This is a genomic window from Streptomyces rapamycinicus NRRL 5491 (genome assembly GCF_024298965.1).
Classification (GTDB): Bacteria; Actinomycetota; Actinomycetes; order Streptomycetales; family Streptomycetaceae; genus Streptomyces; species Streptomyces rapamycinicus.
The window spans coordinates 10,471,067-10,489,854 of record NZ_CP085193.1; the positions used below are offsets into that span (position 1 = coordinate 10,471,067).

At 71.8% G+C, this 18,788-nt stretch carries 21 protein-coding genes; 13 read left to right on the forward strand and 8 right to left on the reverse strand.

What is annotated here, in order from left to right:
• Positions 1 to 277 precede the first annotated feature (277 nt).
• The 4 genes from LIV37_RS43515 to LIV37_RS43530 form a co-directional block, all read right to left on the reverse strand.
• Positions 278 to 1,246 carry a pirin family protein gene (locus LIV37_RS43515; RefSeq protein WP_020873442.1) on the reverse strand — a complete coding sequence of 323 codons (969 nt, stop codon included), beginning with the start codon at positions 1,244 to 1,246 and terminating at the stop codon, positions 278 to 280.
• Positions 1,243 to 1,932, reverse strand: coding sequence for a phosphatase PAP2 family protein (locus LIV37_RS43520; RefSeq protein WP_020873443.1), 690 nt, complete (start codon positions 1,930 to 1,932; stop codon positions 1,243 to 1,245). The genes LIV37_RS43515 and LIV37_RS43520 overlap by 4 nt, the downstream gene beginning before the upstream one ends.
• A 146-nt stretch (positions 1,933 to 2,078) precedes the next feature.
• A complete protein-coding gene (locus tag LIV37_RS43525) occupies positions 2,079 to 3,014 on the reverse strand; it encodes a M56 family metallopeptidase (RefSeq protein ID WP_020873444.1) in 936 nt (311 codons plus the stop codon).
• Between the two features lie 123 nt (positions 3,015 to 3,137).
• Complete coding sequence (locus tag LIV37_RS43530) at positions 3,138 to 3,752, reverse strand: DUF5134 domain-containing protein (protein ID WP_121823820.1); 615 nt, start codon at positions 3,750 to 3,752, stop codon at positions 3,138 to 3,140.
• A gap of 216 nt (positions 3,753 to 3,968) precedes the next feature.
• On the opposite strand from LIV37_RS43530, the gene LIV37_RS43535 reads away from it, so the two are divergent.
• Positions 3,969 to 4,388 carry a PPOX class F420-dependent oxidoreductase gene (locus tag LIV37_RS43535; RefSeq protein WP_020873446.1) on the forward strand — a complete coding sequence of 140 codons (420 nt, stop codon included), beginning with the start codon at positions 3,969 to 3,971 and terminating at the stop codon, positions 4,386 to 4,388.
• A 553-nt stretch (positions 4,389 to 4,941) separates the two neighbouring features.
• Here the strand turns inward: LIV37_RS43535 and LIV37_RS43540 are convergent.
• On the reverse strand, positions 4,942 to 5,334 hold the full coding sequence (locus tag LIV37_RS43540) for a VOC family protein (protein WP_020873447.1): 393 nt from the start codon (positions 5,332 to 5,334) through the stop codon (positions 4,942 to 4,944).
• A gap of 149 nt (positions 5,335 to 5,483) precedes the next feature.
• On the opposite strand from LIV37_RS43540, the gene LIV37_RS43545 reads away from it, so the two are divergent.
• Positions 5,484 to 6,041 carry a GNAT family N-acetyltransferase gene (locus tag LIV37_RS43545; RefSeq protein ID WP_020873448.1) on the forward strand — a complete coding sequence of 186 codons (558 nt, stop codon included), beginning with the start codon at positions 5,484 to 5,486 and terminating at the stop codon, positions 6,039 to 6,041.
• Between the two features lie 68 nt (positions 6,042 to 6,109).
• Here the strand turns inward: LIV37_RS43545 and LIV37_RS43550 are convergent, their stop codons facing one another.
• On the reverse strand, positions 6,110 to 6,793 hold the full coding sequence (locus tag LIV37_RS43550) for a glycerophosphodiester phosphodiesterase (protein ID WP_121823819.1): 684 nt from the start codon (positions 6,791 to 6,793) through the stop codon (positions 6,110 to 6,112).
• 322 nt (positions 6,794 to 7,115) lie between these two features.
• Between LIV37_RS43550 and LIV37_RS43555 the strand changes: the two genes are divergently transcribed.
• The 3 genes from LIV37_RS43555 to LIV37_RS43565 are packed head-to-tail and all read left to right on the forward strand — an operon-like array spanning position 7,116 to position 10,407.
• Positions 7,116 to 8,513: a DUF6421 family protein gene (locus LIV37_RS43555; RefSeq protein WP_121823818.1), complete on the forward strand. Its 1,398-nt coding sequence runs from the start codon at positions 7,116 to 7,118 to the stop codon at positions 8,511 to 8,513.
• Between the two features lie 53 nt (positions 8,514 to 8,566).
• Complete coding sequence (locus LIV37_RS43560; RefSeq protein WP_121824933.1) at positions 8,567 to 9,349, forward strand: SDR family oxidoreductase; 783 nt, start codon at positions 8,567 to 8,569, stop codon at positions 9,347 to 9,349.
• Positions 9,346 to 10,407: a threonine aldolase family protein gene (locus tag LIV37_RS43565; RefSeq protein WP_020873452.1), complete on the forward strand. Its 1,062-nt coding sequence runs from the start codon at positions 9,346 to 9,348 to the stop codon at positions 10,405 to 10,407. Before LIV37_RS43560 ends, LIV37_RS43565 begins: the two co-directional genes overlap by 4 nt.
• Positions 10,408 to 10,621: 214 nt before the next feature.
• Here LIV37_RS43565 and LIV37_RS43570 read toward each other — a convergent pair whose 3' ends face one another.
• Positions 10,622 to 11,353 carry a lysophospholipid acyltransferase family protein gene (locus LIV37_RS43570; protein ID WP_020873453.1) on the reverse strand — a complete coding sequence of 244 codons (732 nt, stop codon included), beginning with the start codon at positions 11,351 to 11,353 and terminating at the stop codon, positions 10,622 to 10,624.
• Positions 11,354 to 11,536: 183 nt separating this feature from the next.
• Here LIV37_RS43570 and LIV37_RS43575 point away from each other — a divergent pair, with 183 nt between their 5' ends.
• The 7 genes from LIV37_RS43575 (at position 11,537) to LIV37_RS43600 (ending at position 17,464) form a co-directional block, all read left to right on the forward strand.
• Entirely contained in the window at positions 11,537 to 11,896 is a 360-nt protein-coding gene (locus LIV37_RS43575; RefSeq protein ID WP_185058137.1) for a TlpA family protein disulfide reductase, read from the forward strand.
• Positions 11,897 to 11,954: 58 nt separating this feature from the next.
• Positions 11,955 to 12,035 carry a putative leader peptide gene (locus LIV37_RS52260; RefSeq protein WP_317259516.1) on the forward strand — a complete coding sequence of 27 codons (81 nt, stop codon included), beginning with the start codon at positions 11,955 to 11,957 and terminating at the stop codon, positions 12,033 to 12,035.
• Between the two features lie 55 nt (positions 12,036 to 12,090).
• Positions 12,091 to 12,597 (forward strand): flavin reductase family protein, encoded by a 507-nt coding sequence (locus LIV37_RS43580; protein ID WP_020873455.1) that lies wholly within the window; start codon positions 12,091 to 12,093, stop codon positions 12,595 to 12,597.
• A 263-nt stretch (positions 12,598 to 12,860) separates the two neighbouring features.
• Entirely contained in the window at positions 12,861 to 13,646 is a 786-nt protein-coding gene (locus LIV37_RS43585) for an electron transfer flavoprotein subunit beta/FixA family protein (protein WP_121823816.1), read from the forward strand.
• Between the two features lie 54 nt (positions 13,647 to 13,700).
• Entirely contained in the window at positions 13,701 to 14,663 is a 963-nt protein-coding gene (locus LIV37_RS43590; RefSeq protein WP_121823815.1) for an electron transfer flavoprotein subunit alpha/FixB family protein, read from the forward strand.
• 157 nt (positions 14,664 to 14,820) lie between these two features.
• Positions 14,821 to 16,113, forward strand: a complete 1,293-nt coding sequence (locus LIV37_RS43595; RefSeq protein WP_020873456.1) for a DUF6986 family protein — start codon at positions 14,821 to 14,823, stop codon at positions 16,111 to 16,113.
• Between the two features lie 139 nt (positions 16,114 to 16,252).
• Complete coding sequence (locus tag LIV37_RS43600; protein WP_121824931.1) at positions 16,253 to 17,464, forward strand: hypothetical protein; 1,212 nt, start codon at positions 16,253 to 16,255, stop codon at positions 17,462 to 17,464.
• A 104-nt stretch (positions 17,465 to 17,568) separates the two neighbouring features.
• Here LIV37_RS43600 and LIV37_RS43605 read toward each other — a convergent pair whose 3' ends face one another.
• Positions 17,569 to 18,201 carry a GAP family protein gene (locus LIV37_RS43605; protein WP_020873458.1) on the reverse strand — a complete coding sequence of 211 codons (633 nt, stop codon included), beginning with the start codon at positions 18,199 to 18,201 and terminating at the stop codon, positions 17,569 to 17,571.
• Positions 18,202 to 18,378: 177 nt separating this feature from the next.
• Here LIV37_RS43605 and LIV37_RS43610 point away from each other — a divergent pair, with 177 nt between their 5' ends.
• Positions 18,379 to 18,762 (forward strand): SHOCT domain-containing protein, encoded by a 384-nt coding sequence (locus LIV37_RS43610; RefSeq protein WP_020873459.1) that lies wholly within the window; start codon positions 18,379 to 18,381, stop codon positions 18,760 to 18,762.
• Positions 18,763 to 18,788: the final 26 nt, after the last annotated feature.

An 18,788-nucleotide genomic window follows, 5' to 3' on the forward strand; every position in this document is an offset into this window, starting at 1 on the left:
AAACACGCCCCGCCCATCGGCTACGACACCGGCTGCGCCTCGGCCAACGTCGGCGGCAACAACCGCGACACCACCGCGCACACCCTGCTGCGCCGCGCCGCCCGCGAACCCGCCGCCGCCCTCGCCAGGACCCGCTCCGGCCCTCCCCACTACGCCCGCACCTGGACCCCCCACCGCCTGCCGGGCACCGGGCTCACCGCCTACGTCCAGAGGGGGACCCGACGGCCGTGCCCCGGCGGGCGCGGCCGAGGTGTCCGCAGCCCTCTGATTCAACGGGTCAGCGCGCCCGGCCGCGTGGCTTCAGGGGTACGGGCGGGAGTTCCGGGGCGGGCAAGGAGGCGCCGTCGTAGCCGTGGACCTCGCCGAACCGGGAGTCCGATGTCCAGTCCTCGCGGGCCCGGGAGATCTCGTCATGGGAGCGCCCGATGAAGTTCCACCACATCACGATCTTCTCCTCGAAGGGCTCCCCGCCCAGCAGCATGAGCGCGCTGTCCACATCCGCCCGCAGCGGCAGTTCGGTGCGTCCGCAGCCGAGGTAGAGGAGGGAGCCGGGGGCCAGGCGCACCCCGTCGACCTCGGACTCGCCGGACATGGTGAGGGCCGCGTACTCGAAGTCGGGCCGCACCGGCAGCCGGGCGTCGGTGCCGGCCGCGAGGGCGACGTCCGCGCCCATCAGCGGGGTGAACGTGGTGCCGGGCGAGGCCGCGCCGTCCAGTTCGCCGAGGACGACCGTCGCCCGCAGCCCTCCGCCGCCGGTCACCCGGGGCAGCCCGGCGTGGTGCTCCCACATGGGCGCGATATGGCGGTCACCGTCGGGCAGCGCGACCCACAGCTGTGCGCCGTGCAGCAGCCGGGCGTGCTCACGCGGCGACTCCTCGGAGTGCGAGATCGCCCGGCCCGAGGTCATCAGCCCCAGCTCGCCGGGGCGCACCGTCTGCAGACTGCCGACGCTGTCGCGGTGCAGCACCTCGCCGTCGTGCAGCCAGCTGACCGTCTGCAGCCCCATATGCGGATGGGGCGGGACCTGCATGCCCGGTTCCTGGGCGATGTCGTCCGGGCCGTAGTGGTCGATGAAGCACCAGGCGCCGACCATGCGCCGCCCGAGGTTCGGCAGGAGCCGGCGCACCATGGTGGACTCGCCCAGCGGGACCTGTTTGGCGGCCAGCAGCTCACGGACCGGCTGGGCGGTGACGTCCTGGCGGCCGCCGCACACGGTCGGCGCGGGCCTCAGATCGAGATTGCTCATGGCCGTACTCTCCCATCGGGGGACGCCTCGCGCTGGCTCGTACGGCTCTGGACGTATCCGTACGAGGCGATCGCCCCGTACACCAGCGCCGCGCCCAGCAGCCAGCCGGCCACGACGTCGCTGGGCCAGTGGACGCCCAGATAGAGACGGGTGAAGCCGACGCCCAGCACGGATACGGCCCCTACGACGGCCATGAGCCGCGGCCACTTCGCCGGTGCCCCGTGCAGCGTCAGCAGCCACAGCAGCAGCCCGAAGGCGACGGTCGCGGTCAGGGCGTGGCCGGAGGGGAAGGCCGCGTAGTGCGCCGAGTCCACGGGGTTCGACCACCGGGGACGCTCCCGGTCGAGCGCGGCCTTCACCCCTTGTTGCAGCGCCGTGCCCAGCGCCGCCGTGACGGCCACCCAGAGCGCGAGCCGCCACTCCCGGCGCCACAGCAGCCACCCCACGGCCACGGCCAGCAGCGCACGCATCGTCCAGGGGTCCCAGAACCAGTCCGTCAGCACCCTGTTGGCCCGGGTGAGGCCGTGGTGCCGGACGGCGGAGTGGTGCAGGGTGACGACGATGTCCCGGTCGACGGTCTCCAGCGGCCCCCAATGGGCGGCCACCAGGGCGAGCAGCACCAGGAAGAGCGCGGTGAACACGGCCGCGGCGCTGGCGGCTCGGCGGTGGGGGTTTGCCGGCTGCATGGGTCGATGATCGCCGACGGGCGGGCTTCGGAGCCAGGAGGCCATCGATCTCCCCGGGGCCGGAAGCCGAGGCCCTTCGATCTCCCCGGGGCCGGAAGCCGCCGTTGTACCGAGACCGCCGAGACCGCCGAGACCGTCGAGAACGCCTACCCCAGCACCCGCAGCGCCGGGACGAGCGTGACCAGCAGCGGGACGGCCGGGACGAGCGCCGCGGTGGCCGTAAGGCGCCAGCGGCGCGCCACGGGGAGGCGGGAGGCCGGGGCCAGCAGCCGGTCCACCCGCTGCGGCACCTGGGCGAGCGCGCTGGGGCAGGGGCCGAACACGCCGCGGTCCTCGTTGAGTTCGACCAGGGCGAGCGCGGTGGTCGTCCGCCCGAAGCGCCGTGACGCGGAGTCGTCGGCCGCCAGTTCGACCAGCCGGTGCACCTCGTCGCGGAACGCCGCGAACATGGTCACCTGCGGAAAGCCGCTGGCCAGCGCGCCCGAGCAGTGCAGCAGCCAATGGTGGCGGGCGCGGGCGTGGCCCTGCTCATGGGCGATGACGGCGTCCAGTCGACGGCCCTTGAGGCGGCGCAGCGCCGCCGTGGTGATGACGAGCCGGGGTGTGGTGCCCGGCAGCCACCACGCGTCCGGCTTGTCGCTCTCCAGGACCACCAGGCGATCCTCGCCGGGCTCCTCACCGGGCAAGGCGGGGGAGCGGACGAGGAGTTCGGCGCGGTGTTGCCTGCGCCAGGCGCGGGCGCGGCCGATCTCGCGGGTGAGCATCACCGCGCTCCAGACGGCCCCGAAGGCGAGCACGAGGGCGACGGGCGCGGCCAACGGTCCGTAGCCGGACAGCGCGTACGCCTCCACCACGCCCTTGGGCGCGGGGGCGAAGACATTGCCGCGCACGGCATCCCAGGCGGCCGCCCCGGTGAGCGCCATGGTCAGCGCGCAGCACAACAGCACCCCGACGACCACGCACTGCCACACCCAGAGGGCGAGCACGGGTTCGCGGTCGATCCAGTCGGAGCGGGACAACAGGCGCGGCGCCATTGCCGCCGCCAGTGCGCCGAGGCCCATCAGCGCGAGCGGGACCATCATGGCCGTCAGCCTATGATCGCGACGCTCGGGCCGGGTACGGTCATGGCGGGGAAGTGACGCATACCACGGTGCGGACAGGGATACGCGGCCATGGATCGGACCATGGCCCGGCCCGCCGCCCGTTCACAGGGCCAGCAGCATCGCGAACATCCCTATCCCCATCGACAGCCGGCAGGCATGCCTCAGCTCGGGCCGCCGCGACCAGCGGACGCCGGGCGGCCCCGCCCCCGCGCCGCCCACCGCCCCGTCCACGGCCCCGTCCGTCATCGGTACGAGCCGCAGCCCGGACCGTACGACGTAGACCGCGAAGTACACGAGGAGCACCCCGGTCAGCAGCGGCACCCCGCCCGCCATCCGGTCCGTGGTCGTCCCGCCGGTGTGATGGTGGCCGCCCGTGGTGCCCACCATCATCGCGAGCGCCATATAGACCATCGCCAGCGCCCCGACGGTGTGATGCAGACGGTGCCCCGGGAGCCCCACACCGCGCGGGACCGGCAGCAGCGCCCTTACGGCGGCCACGGCGAAGACCGCCGCGAAGGCGGGCGGACCCCAGGGCCGGGGGTCCAGCACGGCGGACGGCACCGCCATCACGGCCATCCCCCACCCCATCAGCGCCTCGGCGCCCGCGATCCGCCGCCCCGGCCCGGGCGGCTCACCGCGCATCTGCAGCAGACAGTAGCCACCCGTGGCCGCGCACAGCGCGACCAGCAGCCAGCCGATGAGCGGAGGTCCGTGCACGGCCACACCTCCCGAACGGGGACGTAATACCAGGAGACATCCCCTTCCGCGGCACCACCCACGGGAGCGCACGGGCGCAGTGGGGGAGCGCGAGGCGTGCGGAGTAGTGGGGAGCGCGAGGAGCGGTATGGCACGGTGAGGGGAACGGCCCGTGGATCACGCAGGCCCCAGCCGCACCACGGGACGTGAACAGCTGTCCAAAGAGGAGGAGAGCCCGTGTCGAATCCACCGCTTCCCGAGGCCGCGGTCGCCATGCTCGAGAAGCCCAATCCGGCCGTGATCGCGACGATCCGGTCCGACGGTCAGCCGGTGTCCACGGCCACCTGGTACCTCTGGGACGACGGCCGGATCCTGGTCAACATGGACGAGGGCCGCAAGCGGCTCGACCACATCCGCAACGACCCCAGGGTCTCCCTCACCGTGATCGACGAGGCGAACTGGTACAACCACATCACCCTCATCGGCCGGGTCGTCGAGTTCCAGGACGACGAGGACCTGGCCGGAATCGACCGGCTGGCCCAGCAGTACCTGGGCAAGGACTACCCGCGGCGGGACCGCGGCCGGATCAGCGCCTGGATCGAGATCGACCGCTGGCACGGCTGGGGCGAGCACAAGGAGAACACCCAGCCCGGCTGATCTCCCCTCCGGCACCGCTCGCCGTCCGTCCCGCCACCTCCGGCCACCGGGAGCCATGGCGGGCGGACGGCGTCCGGCGACCCCCGCACCGTCCGGCGATCCCGGGAGGTCTGGCCCGTCCCCGTTTCTGGCGGATGCTTCCGACGTCATTCGTCGACTGACCGTGACCCGTTGGTCTCCGACCGCCTAGGACTGCGGACCTCGTCGCGCAACGCGCGGATGGCGCGCACCGCTTGGGTGGCTTCTTTGCAGACTGCCGGAATCTTCCTCAGCGCCGCTACGAGAACCCGAGCGAGGGCGCCGATGAACGCCACGATCATGGCGGCCGGCAGCACTCAACCCGCAAGGAGGCAAGCAGATGGTCGGCCGCGGACCCGCGTCCAAGGCCCCATCGAAGCGGCGCAGGCGCGACGCCACCGAGCCACAGACCGTCGTCGCCCCTGGGCACATCGTGGACGACGCGCTGTGGCTCGCCCCGGGAGACACCTCTATCCCGGTCGCGGCTCACTGCCAGCACCGCCGGGCGGGACTTTTTCATGCTTGCTGGCTGCGGTCAGATCCCTGGACGGTAACGGATCGGATGCTCCTCGGGGACCTCCACGACCGCGATCCGCACCCCGTCCGGATCCGCGATCCACATCTCCACCAGCCCCCACGGCTCCTTCTTCGGCGGCCGCAGCACCTCGACCCCCTGCGCGGTGAGCTCCTTGTGCGCCGCCGCCACGTCCGGCACCTGGAGCCACAGCTGGAGGCCCGGGGCGGGCGGGGTGTCCGAGCGGCCGGATACCTCCAGGAAGCCCCCGCCGAGGAAGTAGACCGTGCCGCGCTCGGGGCCCGTCCCGAACTCCCGGTAGACCGCCAGACCCAGGGCCTCGCCGTAGAACGCCCGGGAGCGCTCGGGGTCCGTCGGCCGCAGCAGGACGCGGCTGCTCAGTACGTGAACCATGCCCGCGACCCTACGCAACCCGACCCCTTCGGGGCAGGTTAAGGTCTATTTGCCGCCACCGGCCGTCACACTGGCCATCGGCCGCCACACCGGCCACCGGTTGCCACACCGGCCGCCCGGCCGTCACCGAAGGGAACCCCGTCGACGCCATGGACACCGCGGACGCCACCGTACGAGCCACCGACCCGCTCACCTTCCGCACCGCCACCGAGGCCGATGTGGAGGGGCTGGTTGCCCTGATCGAGTCGGCCTACCGCGGGGACGCCAGCCGCGCCGGATGGACCACGGAAGCGGACATCCTCGACGGGCAGCGCACCGACCGGGAGGACGTCGCGGACGTGGTGGGGGCCGAGAACGGCCGGATGATGATCGTCGAGCGGAACGGTGAGCTGATCGCCTGCTGCCAGCTCGAGCACCGCGGTGACCACGCCTACTTCGGCATGTTCGCGGTCCGGCCCGCGCTCCAGGGCGGGGGCCTGGGCAAGTTGATCATCGCCGAGGCCGAGCGGTTCACGCGGGCGGAGTGGGGCGCCAAGGAGATGCATATGACCGTGATCTCCGCCCGCGAGGAGCTGATCGCCTGGTACGAGCGGCGCGGCTACGTCCGTACCGGCCGGATGACCCCGTTTCCGTACGGCGACGAGCGCTTCGGCGTGCCGCGCCGCGCCGACCTCGAGTTCGAGCTGCTGATCAAGCCCCTCGGCTGAGCCCCGCTGAGGGCCCCGAGGGGCTTGCGCCGCCTACGCCGTACGGGTGAATGCGGCCCGCGAGCGCGTCACGCCGTGAAGCGCGCCGCCCGCCGGATCTCCGGGAAGTCGGTCGTGGCGCCGTCCAGCCGGAGGCCGCGCGCCAGCTTCAGATGGTCGGGGGTGTTCACGGTCCAGCCGATGACCTTGAGGTCGTCGGCGTGTGCCTTCTCCACCAGCTCCAGCGTCAGCCTGCGGATGTTGAGCACCAGCATTCCGGCGCCGACGGCATGCGCCCGGTCGATCACGTCGAGGCCGTAGCGGCTGGCCACGAGGGCGGTGCGGGCGGTCGGGAGCAGGGTGCGGATCTCGGCGAGCGCCTCGTCGTGGAAGGACAGGATGTCCACCCGGTCCAGCAGATCGCGGCGGGTCAGCACCTGGGCCAGCGCCCGGGCGGCCGCCGTGTCCTTGATCTCGGCCTGGAGCGGCGCCTCCACGGCGTCCACGACCTCCTCGAAGACCGGGATCCGCTCGCCCTCCCCGGCGTCCAGCCCACGCAGCTCCGCGAGGGTGAAGTCGCTGATCGGGCCCTTGCCGTCGGTGGTGCGGCCGACGTCCGCGTCGTGCATCACCACGAGCGCGCCGTCCTTGCTGAGGTGCAGGTCCAGTTCGATGACGTCCATGCCCTCGTGCTCGGCGCGGACGAAGGACCGAAGGGTGTTCTCCGGCTCGACACCCATCACTCCGCGGTGTCCGATGGTGAGAAAAGTCAACGCTGTCTCGCTCTTCTGACGGCCCTCGACGCCCTTCGTCGGGTCGTCTTCGTCGGGTCGTCTGCGTCGGGTCGGGGGAGGCAGTGGGGTGGCTGATTCATCGGCACGCGGCGGACGGGCCGCCCGGACCGGCGCACACCATACCGGCCGCTCATGACAGGACCGTTCAAGCGGGGCCGTGGCATGAGCCGAGCCGATGGGGGCAGGAAAAACTGCGGTGGTGCGGGTGTGGCGCAGGAGGATTTCCCGTACCGTCGCTTGAGCGAGGGAGCGTCCATAGATACGGTGGTCATACGCGAGTTTCTCCGGTGAAGGAGTGGTCATGGCGAAAATCCTTTCGTCTGCGATAGCTGAAGGTGTCGTTCTGCCTGCAGAGCGTGTGGTCGATCATTCGGCCTGGGCAACCCTCAAGACCGCTGTCGAAACGTTTCGCCCGTGGCAGTCCAAGGACGGTTCCATCGACTTCGACGCCGAGGGCGCGCCCACTCGGGAGGCGGCCGCGGCGACCGTCGACCGGGTGATCGGGGCCATCGAGGAGCTCGCCCCGCTGCTTCCGCACGACGCCGACTACCACCGGGCGGTCGTCGCGGATCTGCGCCGCTGGACCGAGGAGGGATTCGGCGTCCCCGACTTCCTCGACTCGCTGCTCGCCTTCCAGCCCGCCCGCACGCGCGCCGACGGCCTCCAGCACCTCGTGGTCTTCCCCATGTACACGCAGAACGGCAATCCGGACCGCAACCTGGAAGCCGTGGTGCTGCGCATGGTCTGGCCGGAGTGGCTGGCCGAGCTGGAGCGCACCCGCTATGACAACGCGCTCTACTGCGGACTGGCCTTCGAGGACTTCACCTCCGGCTACGACACCAACTCCGCGGTGCTCTTCCCCGAGACCATCGCCGTCCGCGAGGCCCCCGAGCGGTTCAGCTGGGGCGGCATCTTCTGCGACCGCGAGGCGGCCCGGTTCCGCCGGGTCAGCGAGGCGGCCGTCCGGGCCCTTGGCATCGAACTCCCCGACGACATCCGGGACATGCTCGCCGACCAGCGCCGCTGCCAGGAGGCGTTCGCCCTGTGGGACATGGTCCACGACCGCACCCACAGCCATGGCGACCTGCCGTTCGACCCCTTCATGATCAAGCAGCGGCAGCCGTTCTGGATGTACGGACTGGAGGAGCTGCGCTGCGACCTCACCGCCTTCAAGGAGGCCGTGAAGCTGGACGCCGAGGGCGTCGCCCAGGGCCGTGACGTCCAGTACGCCGTGATCTTCGACCGGATGTTCCGGTTCCCGGTCACCGGCGCGCGGGTCCGCAACTACGACGGGCTCGGCGGCCAGTTGCTCTTCGCCTACCTCCACCAGCACGACGTCGTACGCTGGACGGACAACACCCTGCACATCGACTGGTCCCGCGCCTCGCAGGTCACCAACCAGCTGTGCGGCGAGATCGAGAAGCTCTACCGTGACGGCATCGACCGCCCCAAGCTCGTCCACTGGTTCAAGGCGTACGAGCTGGTGTCGACCTATCTCGCCCCGCACCCCGGCTCGGTCTGGGCCAAGGGCCCCGAAGCCCTCGACCTGAGCCAGCCGCCGCGCAAACTCGTCGACGACGTGCTCCCCGACGAGTTTCCGCTGAGCATGTTCTACGAGGCGCTTGGGAAGAAGCTGCGAGACGTGGTCGCCTCCACCAAGGGCATCACGGCCGACAGCGATCTGCCGGCGGCGGCATGAGCACCGCGCCGGCGCACAGCCCCCAGGCGGGGCAGGACGAGGAGGCGGCGAGCATGACCACACCGACATCGAGCCCCAGCCCGAACGAGCCGGGCGAGAGGCCGCTGGACGGTGCGGTGGTGGCGGTGGCCGGCGCGGCCGGCCCCGCGGGCCGGGCCACGCTGCTCCGCCTCGCCGAGGCGGGCGCCACCGTCGTCGCCTCCGACGCCGACCCGGCGCGGCTGGCCGAGGCGGTGGACACGGCGCGCTACGCCCACGGCGGCGCCAGCGTCACCGGCGAGACGGTCGACCTGCTCGACCTCGGCGCCGCCCGCGCCTGGGCCGACCGCACCGAGAAGGAGTTCGGCCGGGTCGACGGGCTGATCCACCTGGTCGGCGGCTGGCGCGGCGGCAAGACCTTCGCCGACGCCCCGCTCGCCGACTGGGACACCCTGCACAATCTGCTGATCCGCACCGCCCAGCACACCTCCCTCGCCTTCCACGACGCCCTGCTGCGCAGCGGCAAGGGCCGCTATGTGCTGATCAGCGCGGCGGGCGCGTCCAAGCCCACCGCGGGCAACGCCGCGTACGCCGCCGCCAAGGCCGCCGCCGAGGCCTGGACGCTCGCGCTCGCCGACTCCTTCCGCAAACTGGGGGGCGAGAGCGGTCCGCCGGCGGCCGCTGCCATCCTGGTGGTCAAGGCGCTGGTGCACGACGCCATGCGGGCGGAGCGCCCCAACGCGAAGTTCGCGGGCTTCACGGACGTCAAGGAGCTGGCCGAGGCCATCACCGGACTCTGGGACCGGCCCGCCCAGGAAGTGAACGGAACCCGCCTGTGGCTGACCCCCGAGCAGTGAGGACCGACGCCCGCCGCCACCACGACCCCGAGGTGCGCGGCTTCGCCAGCGACAATTACGCCGGCACCCACCCGGAGATCCTCGCCGCGCTCGCCCTGGCCGACGGAGGCCATCAGGTCTCCTACGGCGAGGATGACTACACCGCGCATCTGCAGTTCGTCATGCGCAGCCACTTCGGCCCGCACGCCCAGGCGTTCCCGGTCTTCAACGGCACCGGCTCCAACGTCGTCGCCCTCCAGGCCCTCACCGACCGCTGGGGCGCGGTCATCTGCGCCGAGTCCGCCCATATCAACGTGGACGAGTGCGGGGCGCCCGAGCGCGTCGGCGGGCTGAAGCTGCTCACCGTCCCCACCGAGGACGGCAAGCTCAGCCCCGAGCTCATCGACCGCCAGGCATGGGGCTGGGACGATGAGCACCGGGCGATGCCACAGGTGGTCTCGATCGCCCAGAACACCGAGCTCGGCACCGTCTATACGGTGGACGAGATCCGCGCCATCTGCGACCACGCGCACGAGCGCGGGATGAAGGTCCACCTCGACGGCGCCCGGATAGCCAACGCGGCCGCGTCCCTGGACGTGCCGATGCGCGCGTTCACCAACGCGGCGGGCGTCGACATCCTGTCGTTCGGCGGCACCAAGAACGGAATGCTCTTCGGCGAGGCCGTCGTCGTCCTCGACCCGGACGCGGTGGGCGCCATGAAGCATCTGCGCAAGCTGTCCATGCAGCTGGCGTCCAAGATGCGGTTCATCTCCGTCCAGCTGGAGGCCCTGCTCGCCCGCGACCTGTGGCTGCGCAACGCCCGCCACGCCAACACCATGGCCCAGCGGCTGGCGGACGGCGTGCGCGCGGTGGACGGGGTGGAGATCCTCCACCCGGTCCAGGCCAACGCGGTCTTCGCCCGGCTCCCGCACGAGGTGAGCGAACGCCTCCAGAAGCGCTACCGCTTCTACTTCTGGGACGAGACCGCGGGCGATGTGCGCTGGATGTGCTCCTTCGACACCACGGAGGAGGACGTGGACGGCTTCCTCACGGCCCTCAAGGAGGAGATGGGCCGGTAGGCCGTTTCCGGGAACGAGCGCACGGGGCGGGCCGCACGGCCCGCCCTGCGGCCTTCCGTCCCCTAAGCGGATCGGCGGAAGTCGGCTTGCGGTTCGGTGGCGCCCCGAAGGGGCGCGGGCCTGTGTCGAGGTGCGGCTCCGCCGCGCGGGCGCGACCAGCCACGACGCAGCCGCGGATGAACGACGGCACCTCGCGCCACTTCCCGCGGAGCGCTCAGCGGCCCCGGTCCAGGGCCAGCGCCTCGGCCGGGGTGGGAGCGGTGCCGCCCAGGTGGGCCGGGACCCACCAGGTGTCCTCCGGGCCCTTGGGCCGCACCGGATACGCCCGCTGCGCCGCCTCCAGCAGATCCTGCACCCGGCCGCGCAGCCGCTCGGTCAGGGTGTCCGAGGGCTCGGTCGGGTCGGCCTCCATCGGCTCGCCGATCCGCATCGTGATCGGGAAGTGATGGCGGCCCAGCGCCCGCTTCTGGCCCTTGGTCCACAGCCGCTGGGTGCCCCACAGCGCCATGGGCAACAGCGGGACGCCCGCCTCCTGCGCCAGCCGGGCCGCGCCCGACTTGAAGTTCTTGAGGGTGAAGGACCGCGAGATCGTCGCCTCCGGGAAGACGCCGATGATCTCGCCGGAGCGCAGCGCCCGCAGGGCGTGCTTGTACGCGTCCATACCCGCCGCGCGGTCCACCGGAATGTGCTTCATCGCGCGCATCAGCGGCCCGGAGACCTTGTGCCGGAAGACCGACTCCTTGGCCATGAACCGCACCAGCCGCTTGGCCGGACGGGCGGTCAGCCCGCAGAAGACGAAGTCGAGATAGCCGATGTGGTTGCTCACCAGAACCGCGCCACCCGTCTGCGGGACATTCTCGGTGCCCTTGATGTCGAAGCGCAGATCGAGCGCCTTGAACATGGTGCGGGCGATGCCGATCACCGGCGGGTAGACGAGCTCTGCCATCGAGGACCCTTCGTCGTATGCCTGGGGAGGGTTCTCCCGGCGGAAGTTACGCGGCCGTAGGTATCCGGCTTCTGGCAGATGGTGCCCGATGTCGTCTCTTTGTGCTACCGCGCGGCGCGGCCCGGCCGAGAGATCCTCATCACGTCGGGGAGCCACCTGGGAATCCCCGGGCCGCCCAGGACGCTGCACCAGGGAGGCCCGACCGGGAGGAGACAGGTGCGAGACGGCGACGGAAGCCGGCGGCTGGGCGCCGCCGAGCTCGGCGCGGAGCTGGGGGAGCGGGCGACGCTGGTCCAGTTCTCCAGCGCCTTCTGCCAGCCCTGCCGGGCCACCCGGCGGACGCTGTCCGAGGTGGCCGCCATGGTGGACGGCGTGGCGCATATCGAGATCGACGCCGAGTCGCGGCTGGAGCTCGTCCGGGCGCTGGACATCGCCCGTACCCCCACCGTGCTGGTGCTCGACGCGGCCGGGCGGGTCGTACGGCGGGCCTCCGGGCTGCCGCGCCGGGCCGATGTCATCGCCGCTCTGGGTGATGCCGTGTGAGCCACCGCGCCCCGGCCCCACTTGACGGTCCGCACCCGGCGTGGTCAGGGTGAACGGCATGCGGCCTGGACCCCTTCTTTACGGACGTGTGCACGTGGACCTGATGCGGACCGCCGGCGCACGGTGTCCGGGCGGGTGAGCGAACCAAGGACAAGCGCAGCCCCCGCCCGTACCTCCGGCAGAAGGACAACTCCATGACGGCAACGCACGACCTCGGCACGTCCGCGCCGGCGACGTCCGACCTCTTCCGCTCCGTCTTCCGCAGGCACGCCTCCGGCGTCGCCGTGATCACCGCCCAGGGCACCCGCCCGGTCGGCTTCACCGCCACCTCCCTCGCCTCCGTGGCCGCCGAGCCGCCGCTGCTCTCCTTCGGCGTGGGCACCGGCTCCTCGAGCTGGCCGGTGCTCTCCGAGGCCGAGTACGTCGGTGTCCACATTCTGGGCGAGCACCAGCGGGAGCTGGCCGCGACCTTCGCGCGCAGCGGTGCCGACCGCTTCGGACCGGCCACCGGCTGGCGCTCGGGACCGGAGGGTGTGCCGGTGCTCGACGGGGTGCTGGCGTGGCTGGTGTGCCGGGTGGTGGCCCGGATACCCGCCGGGGACCACCGAGTGCTGATCGGCGAGGTCACCACGGGTACGGCGGCCGGGACCGGCCGTCCGCTGCTGTACCACCAGGGGCGCTTCCACGCGCTCCGCGACTGACCTGTCACGCGCTCCTCGGCCGACCCGCGCCCCTCCGATTGGCATGTACGCCTCGCGTTGATCACCGCCGTTGGCAAGGTCACAGTTCAAGCGGGTTGCGTATGGGGAAGGAGCTGGGTGTACTGACGAGTAATATTTTGCTGCGGTGCATGGGCCGCCCGGCAGGAAACCGCCCGCGGTACCGCCCGGGTCCCGCCCCCGAAGGCGCCTATGCTGCCAGCAACAAGGCAGCTCGGTAGAGACGATGCAGTAGGAGAGCCGGCGTGAGCTTGAGGATCGTTGTCTGTGTGAAGTACGTGCCCGACGCCACCGGCGACCGGCACTTCGCCGAGGACCTGACCGTTGATCGCGATGACGTGGACGGTCTGCTCTCGGAGCTGGATGAGTACGCGGTCGAGCAGGCGCTGCAGATCGCCGACGAGGCCGATGAGGCCGAGATCACCGTTCTGACCGTCGGTCCGGAGGACGCCAAGGACGCGCTGCGCAAGGCGCTGTCGATGGGTGCGGACAAGGCCGTGCACGTCGAGGACGAGGATCTGCACGGCACGGACGCGCTGGGGACCTCGCTGGTGCTGGCCAGGGCGGTGGAGAAGACGGGTTACGACCTGGTCGTCTGCGGGATGGCTTCCACCGACGGCACGATGGGTGTGCTCCCGGCGATGCTGGCGGAGCGCCTGGGTGTGCCGCAGGTGTCGCTGTTGTCGGAGGTGTCGGTCGGGGACGGCATCGTGAAGGGGCGCCGTGACGGGGACACCGCGACCGAGCAGTTGGAGGCGCAGCTTCCGGCGGTGGTGTCGGTGACCGATCAGTCGGGTGAGGCGCGTTACCCGTCGTTCAAGGGCATCATGGCGGCGAAGAAGAAGCCGGTGACCTCCTGGGACCTGTCCGACCTCGACATCGAGGCCGAGGACGTGGGGCTGGAGGGTGCCTGGACGGCGGTCGAGGGTGCCACCGAGCGTCCGGCCCGTACGGCGGGCACGATCGTCAAGGACGAGGGCGAGGGCGGCAAGCAGCTCGCCGAGTTCCTGGCGGGTCAGAAGTTCATCTGAGCCGCGCTGCCCCTACCGCCCAGATCTTTCGCATTTCGCAGGAGAGCGATTCCCATGGCTGAAGTCCTTGTCTTTGTCGACCACGTGGACGGTGCCGTCCGCAAGCCCACCCTGGAGCTGCTGACCCTGGCCCGCCGCATCGGTGAGCCGGTCGCGGTCTCCCTCGGCGCCGGTGCCGAGAACACCGCGTCCGCTCTCGCCGAGCACGGTGCGGTGCGGGTGCTGACCGCTGACGCGCCCGAGTTCGCCGACTACCTCGTCGTTCCGAAGGTGGACGCGGTCCAGGCCGCGTACGAGGCCGTGTCGCCGTCCGCGGTGCTGTTCCCGTCTTCCGCGGAGGGCAAGGAGATCGCGGCCCGGCTGGCGGTCCGTATCGGCTCGGGGATCATCACCGACGCGGTGGACCTGGAGGCCGGTGAGGAGGGTCCGGTGGCGACGCAGTCGGTGTTCGCCGCCGCCTTCACGACCAGGTCCCGGGTCAGCAGGGGCACTCCGGTGATCACCGTGAAGCCGAACTCGGCCGCCGTGGAGGCCGCCCCGGCCGCGGGCGCGGTCGAGGTGCTTCAGGTGTCCTTCTCTGAGCGCGCCACCGGCACGAAGGTCGTCTCGCGCACGCCGCGTGAGTCGACCGGGCGCCCCGACCTGACCGAGGCCGCGATTGTGGTCTCCGGTGGCCGTGGTGTGGGCGGTGCGGAGAACTTCCCCGTCGTCGAGGCCCTGGCCGACTCCCTCGGCGCGGCTGTTGGTGCTTCGCGTGCGGCGGTGGACGCGGGCTGGTATCCGCATACCAATCAGGTGGGGCAGACGGGTAAGACCGTCTCGCCGCAGTTGTATGTCGCGGCGGGTATCTCGGGCGCGATTCAGCACCGGGCGGGTATGCAGACTTCGAAGACCATTGTGGCTGTGAACAAGGATGCCGAGGCGCCGATCTTCGATCTGGTCGACTACGGCGTGGTCGGCGACCTCTTCGAGGTCGTCCCGCAGCTGACCGAGGAGGTCAAGGCACGCAAGGGCTGACACCCGCCGGACCTCCGCGAGGCCCCGTACGCGATGCGCGTGCGGGGCCTCGCGGCTGCCGGGAGGGTGTTGACCCGCCGTTCCACGGCTGGCTAACTTCACCGTACGGATCATCGTTTCCGTACAGCGGAAACGGCGGGAAGGGTGGCGAACGGACATGGAGCCTCAGGAGACGGTGCGGACCAGCCTGCCCGGTGCCGTACGGGCGTCAATCGCCGACTCCCTCGCCGCCGTCGACGCCGACCTCGCCCGCCGCTACCCCGGTGACCCGGGCACCCGTCAGCCCGTCCACACCGTTTACGTCCCCGCCGACCTCTTCACCGCCGGTACGGTGCGCGACTGGGGCGACCAGGCGCTGGCTGCCCTCGACCGGCACGCCCCCGACGCCGCCTCCTTCGCCGCCGTCCTCGGCCTCCCCGGCGAACTCGCCGAGCCCGTCCACGCCCGGGTGCGGGCCAAGCTGGAGCGCGAGCCCGTGGAGGATCTGCGGATCGACTTCGAGGACGGTTACGGCCTCCGCCCCGACGCCGAGGAGGACGCCGCGGCCGCCCGCGCCGCCTCGCTCGTCGCGGCCGCCTGCGCCGGGGGCACCGCGCCGCCCTACACCGGCATCCGCATGAAGTGCCTGGAGGCCGCCGTACGCGACCGCGGGATCCGCACCCTCGACATCTTCCTCACCGGGCTGATGGCGGCCGGGGGGCTGCCGGCCGGTCTGGTGCTCACCCTCCCCAAGGTGACGTACGCCGAGCAGGTCACCGCGATGGCCCGGCTGTGCGGGGAGTTCGAGAAGGCGCACGGACTCGCCCCGGGCCGTATCGGCTTCGAGATCCAGATCGAGACCACCCAGGCCATCCTCGGCCCCGACGGCCGCGCCACCGTCGCCCGGATGATCGACGCCGCCGAGGGGCGGGCCACCGGACTGCACTACGGCACCTTCGACTACAGCGCCTCCTGTGGCGTCGGCGCCGCCCATCAGTCCATGGACCACCCCGTGGCCGACCACGCCAAGGCCGTCATGCAGGTCGCCGCCGCCGGAACCGGCGTACGGCTCTCCGACGGCTCCACCAACGTGCTGCCGGTCGGCCCCACCGAGCGGGTCCACGACGCCTGGCGGCTCCACCACCGCCTGGTCCGGCGGTCGTTGGCGCGCGCCTACTACCAGGGCTGGGACATGCATCCCGGCCACCTCCCGACCCGCTACGCCGCCGTCTACGCGTTCTACCGCGAGGGCCTGGAGGCGGCCGCGGAACGGCTCGCCGCATATGTGGCCCGTACGGCCGGAGGCACCGGCATCGCCGACGAACCGGCCACCGCGAAGGCGCTCAGCGGCCATCTGGTGCGCGGGCTGGACTGCGGGGCGCTCGACGGCGCCGAGGTCGAGCGGCTGACCGGGCTCGGCCGCGCCGAACTCGACGCGCTGGCGGGCCGCGCCGCCCCGGCCGCCTCCTGACCGACCCGGAACACCGGACCCGGGCGAGCCCACGGATCGGCCCGTCCCGCCGGGCCCGCTGATCCGCTTGGCCACATCCGCTCACCCGCACGTGTCACCCGGGATGCGGCCCCGCCGGTGAAGGCGGGAGATGGGTGTCATGGCCAGAAGCGCCGTGTCGGCCCTGCTGATCCTGCTCGGTTGCCTCCTCGTACCGGTGTCCGTGCTGACGGTCTGGGTCCACGACATCGTCCTGGACACCGACCGCTATGTGGCGACCGTCGCCCCGCTCGCGAAGGACCCGGCGATCCAGGACACCGCCGTGGAACAGGTCAGCCAGGCCGTCGACATCCGCCACAACAGCCAAGAGATCACCGCGGACATCGCCTCCTGGCTGCGTGCCCACGGCCTCCCGGAGCGGGCCGCCGACACCATCGAGGGGCTGGCACCGCAACTGGACTCGGCCCTGGACCAGGCGGTGCGGAAGGTGGCCGCCCACATCGTGCGCAGCGAGCAGTTCCCCGCCGTGTGGACCGGCGCCAACCGGGCCGCCCACACCGCCGTCGTGAGCGCCCTCACCGGCAAGGGCGGCGGGCCGGTCGGCGTCCAGGGCCACACCGTCACCCTCAACGTCGGCGCCGCCGTGGAGCGGGTCAGACAGCAGCTGGTGGACGCCGGGCTCCCCGCGGTGACCGGCGTCCCGGACATCCACCAGCGGCTCGTCCTCTTCCACTCCGACCGGCTCGACACCATTCGACGGTCGGCGCGCCTGCTCGACCTGGCCGGGAACTGGCTGCCCGCGCTGACGGTGACCCTCGGCGGTACGGGAGTGCTGCTCGCCCGCCGGCGCCGCCGGGCGCTCGCCCGCGCGGCCCTGGGCACCGCGCTCGCCTCCCTCGCCCTGGCCCTGGTCCTGGTGGTCGGCCGCCGCTACTACCTCGACCATGTGCCGACGAGCGTGCTGTCCAGGGAGGCCGCCTCGGTCCTCTTCGACACGGTGGTGCGCTTCCTGCGGGTCACCGTGCTCACCGTGCTGGTGCTCGGTCTCGTGGTCGCGCTCGGCGCCTATCTGGCAGGGCCGGGGCGGCTGCCGAGCACCGTGCGCGGCCGGGCCGAGGTCCTCGCCGACGGCGCGGCCCGCTGGGGCGCGGCCCATGGGATGCGTACCGGCCGGGCCGGCACCTGGACCGCCGACCACCGGCGGGGACTGACGACGACGGCCCTGCTGGTGCCGGTCGCGGTGTTCGCCCTGTGGAACCACCCCACCGTGCTGACGGTGGTCTTCCTGGTGCTGATCCTGCTGGCGGCCCTCGGGGTGATCGCCCTGCTGGCCGCCACGGGCCGCACGGGCGCACCCGGCCGGGGCGGTTGAAGCCGGGCCGGGGGTCCGCCCACACGACGTCAGCCGGGGCCCGCCCACACCCCGTCAGCCGGGGCCCGCCCACACCCCGTCAGCCGGGGCCCGCGCACAGACCGTCAGGGGGCCAGGATGAGCACGATGAAGATCAGGCACGCGGCGACATTGACCACCCAGCTATGGGTGGTGAGCCATTCCCGGAGCCGGGGCATCGCATGCCGCGCCCGGTCGCCGAGAAGGAGGTAGACCAGCAGTGGCAGTGCCGCGATGAACACGGTGGCGGCGACGAACGGCAGCGCCGCCGTCCATTGCGCGTCGTGCTGCTCCAGATTCGCCCCCACCGTCAGCATGACCGCGATGTCGGACGGCATGAGCAGGATGATCAGAATGCCGGTCGTGAGCGCCTTACGGGGACCGACTTCCATCAGCGAGCCCAGCCACTTCGGCGGCTCGGCCGTCCGCCGCTTCACCACGTTCTTCACGGCCACCAGCGCCAGCAGTCCCACCAGTACCAGCTGGACGACGACCGCAGCCACCCCCCGATCGGACGGGTCGCCCGGTGCGATCGCCTGCCCCAGCAGCGCGAAGATCCCCCGGGCCAGGGCGACTCCCACCGCCGTGGCGATCGCCACCCCCAGCAGAAACGCCAGACACACCCGCACCGGCCGCGCCGTGGTCACGAGGACGACGGCGGCCACGATCTGCGGCCCCGCCATCATCGTGACGGCCAGGGGGAGAACCTGGAGCTCCATGGCCCACCCGCCCTTCCGGCCTCCGCCGCGCGGTGACGCCCCGCCTTCCCATTGGTACGCACCGCTCGCCCCCGTGGCATCCGCTGCTACGCCGACCGGGGGCCGTCGTAAGCTGAGGATGTGGGCCCTGGTGGGGCCCTGGCGGCCCCGCCGGGCGTGTCCGACGGGAGGCAGACGATGGGCTACCCACTGCTGAATATATTTCTGACCACGATGTGGGTCTTTCTGTGGATCCTGTGGCTGTTTCTGCTGTTCCGCGTGCTCGCCGATCTCTTCCGCGACGACTCGCTGAACGGATGGGCCAAGGCGGGCTGGACCGTCTTCGTCCTGGTGCTGCCCTTCCTCGGCGTCTTCGTATATCTGGTGGCGCGTGGCCGGGGGATGGGCATGCGCGAGACGAAGCGGGCCGAGAAGGCGGAGGCGGACTTCCGGGAGTTCATGCGGACGACCGCCACCACGGGCCGCGCGGCGGAGCTCGAGCACCTCGTGGAGCTCAAGAACCACGGCGACCTCACGCCCGAGGAGTACGAGCGCGCCAAGGCCAAGGTGCTCGCCGCCTGAGCTGCCGTGGAACCGACCGGCACGGG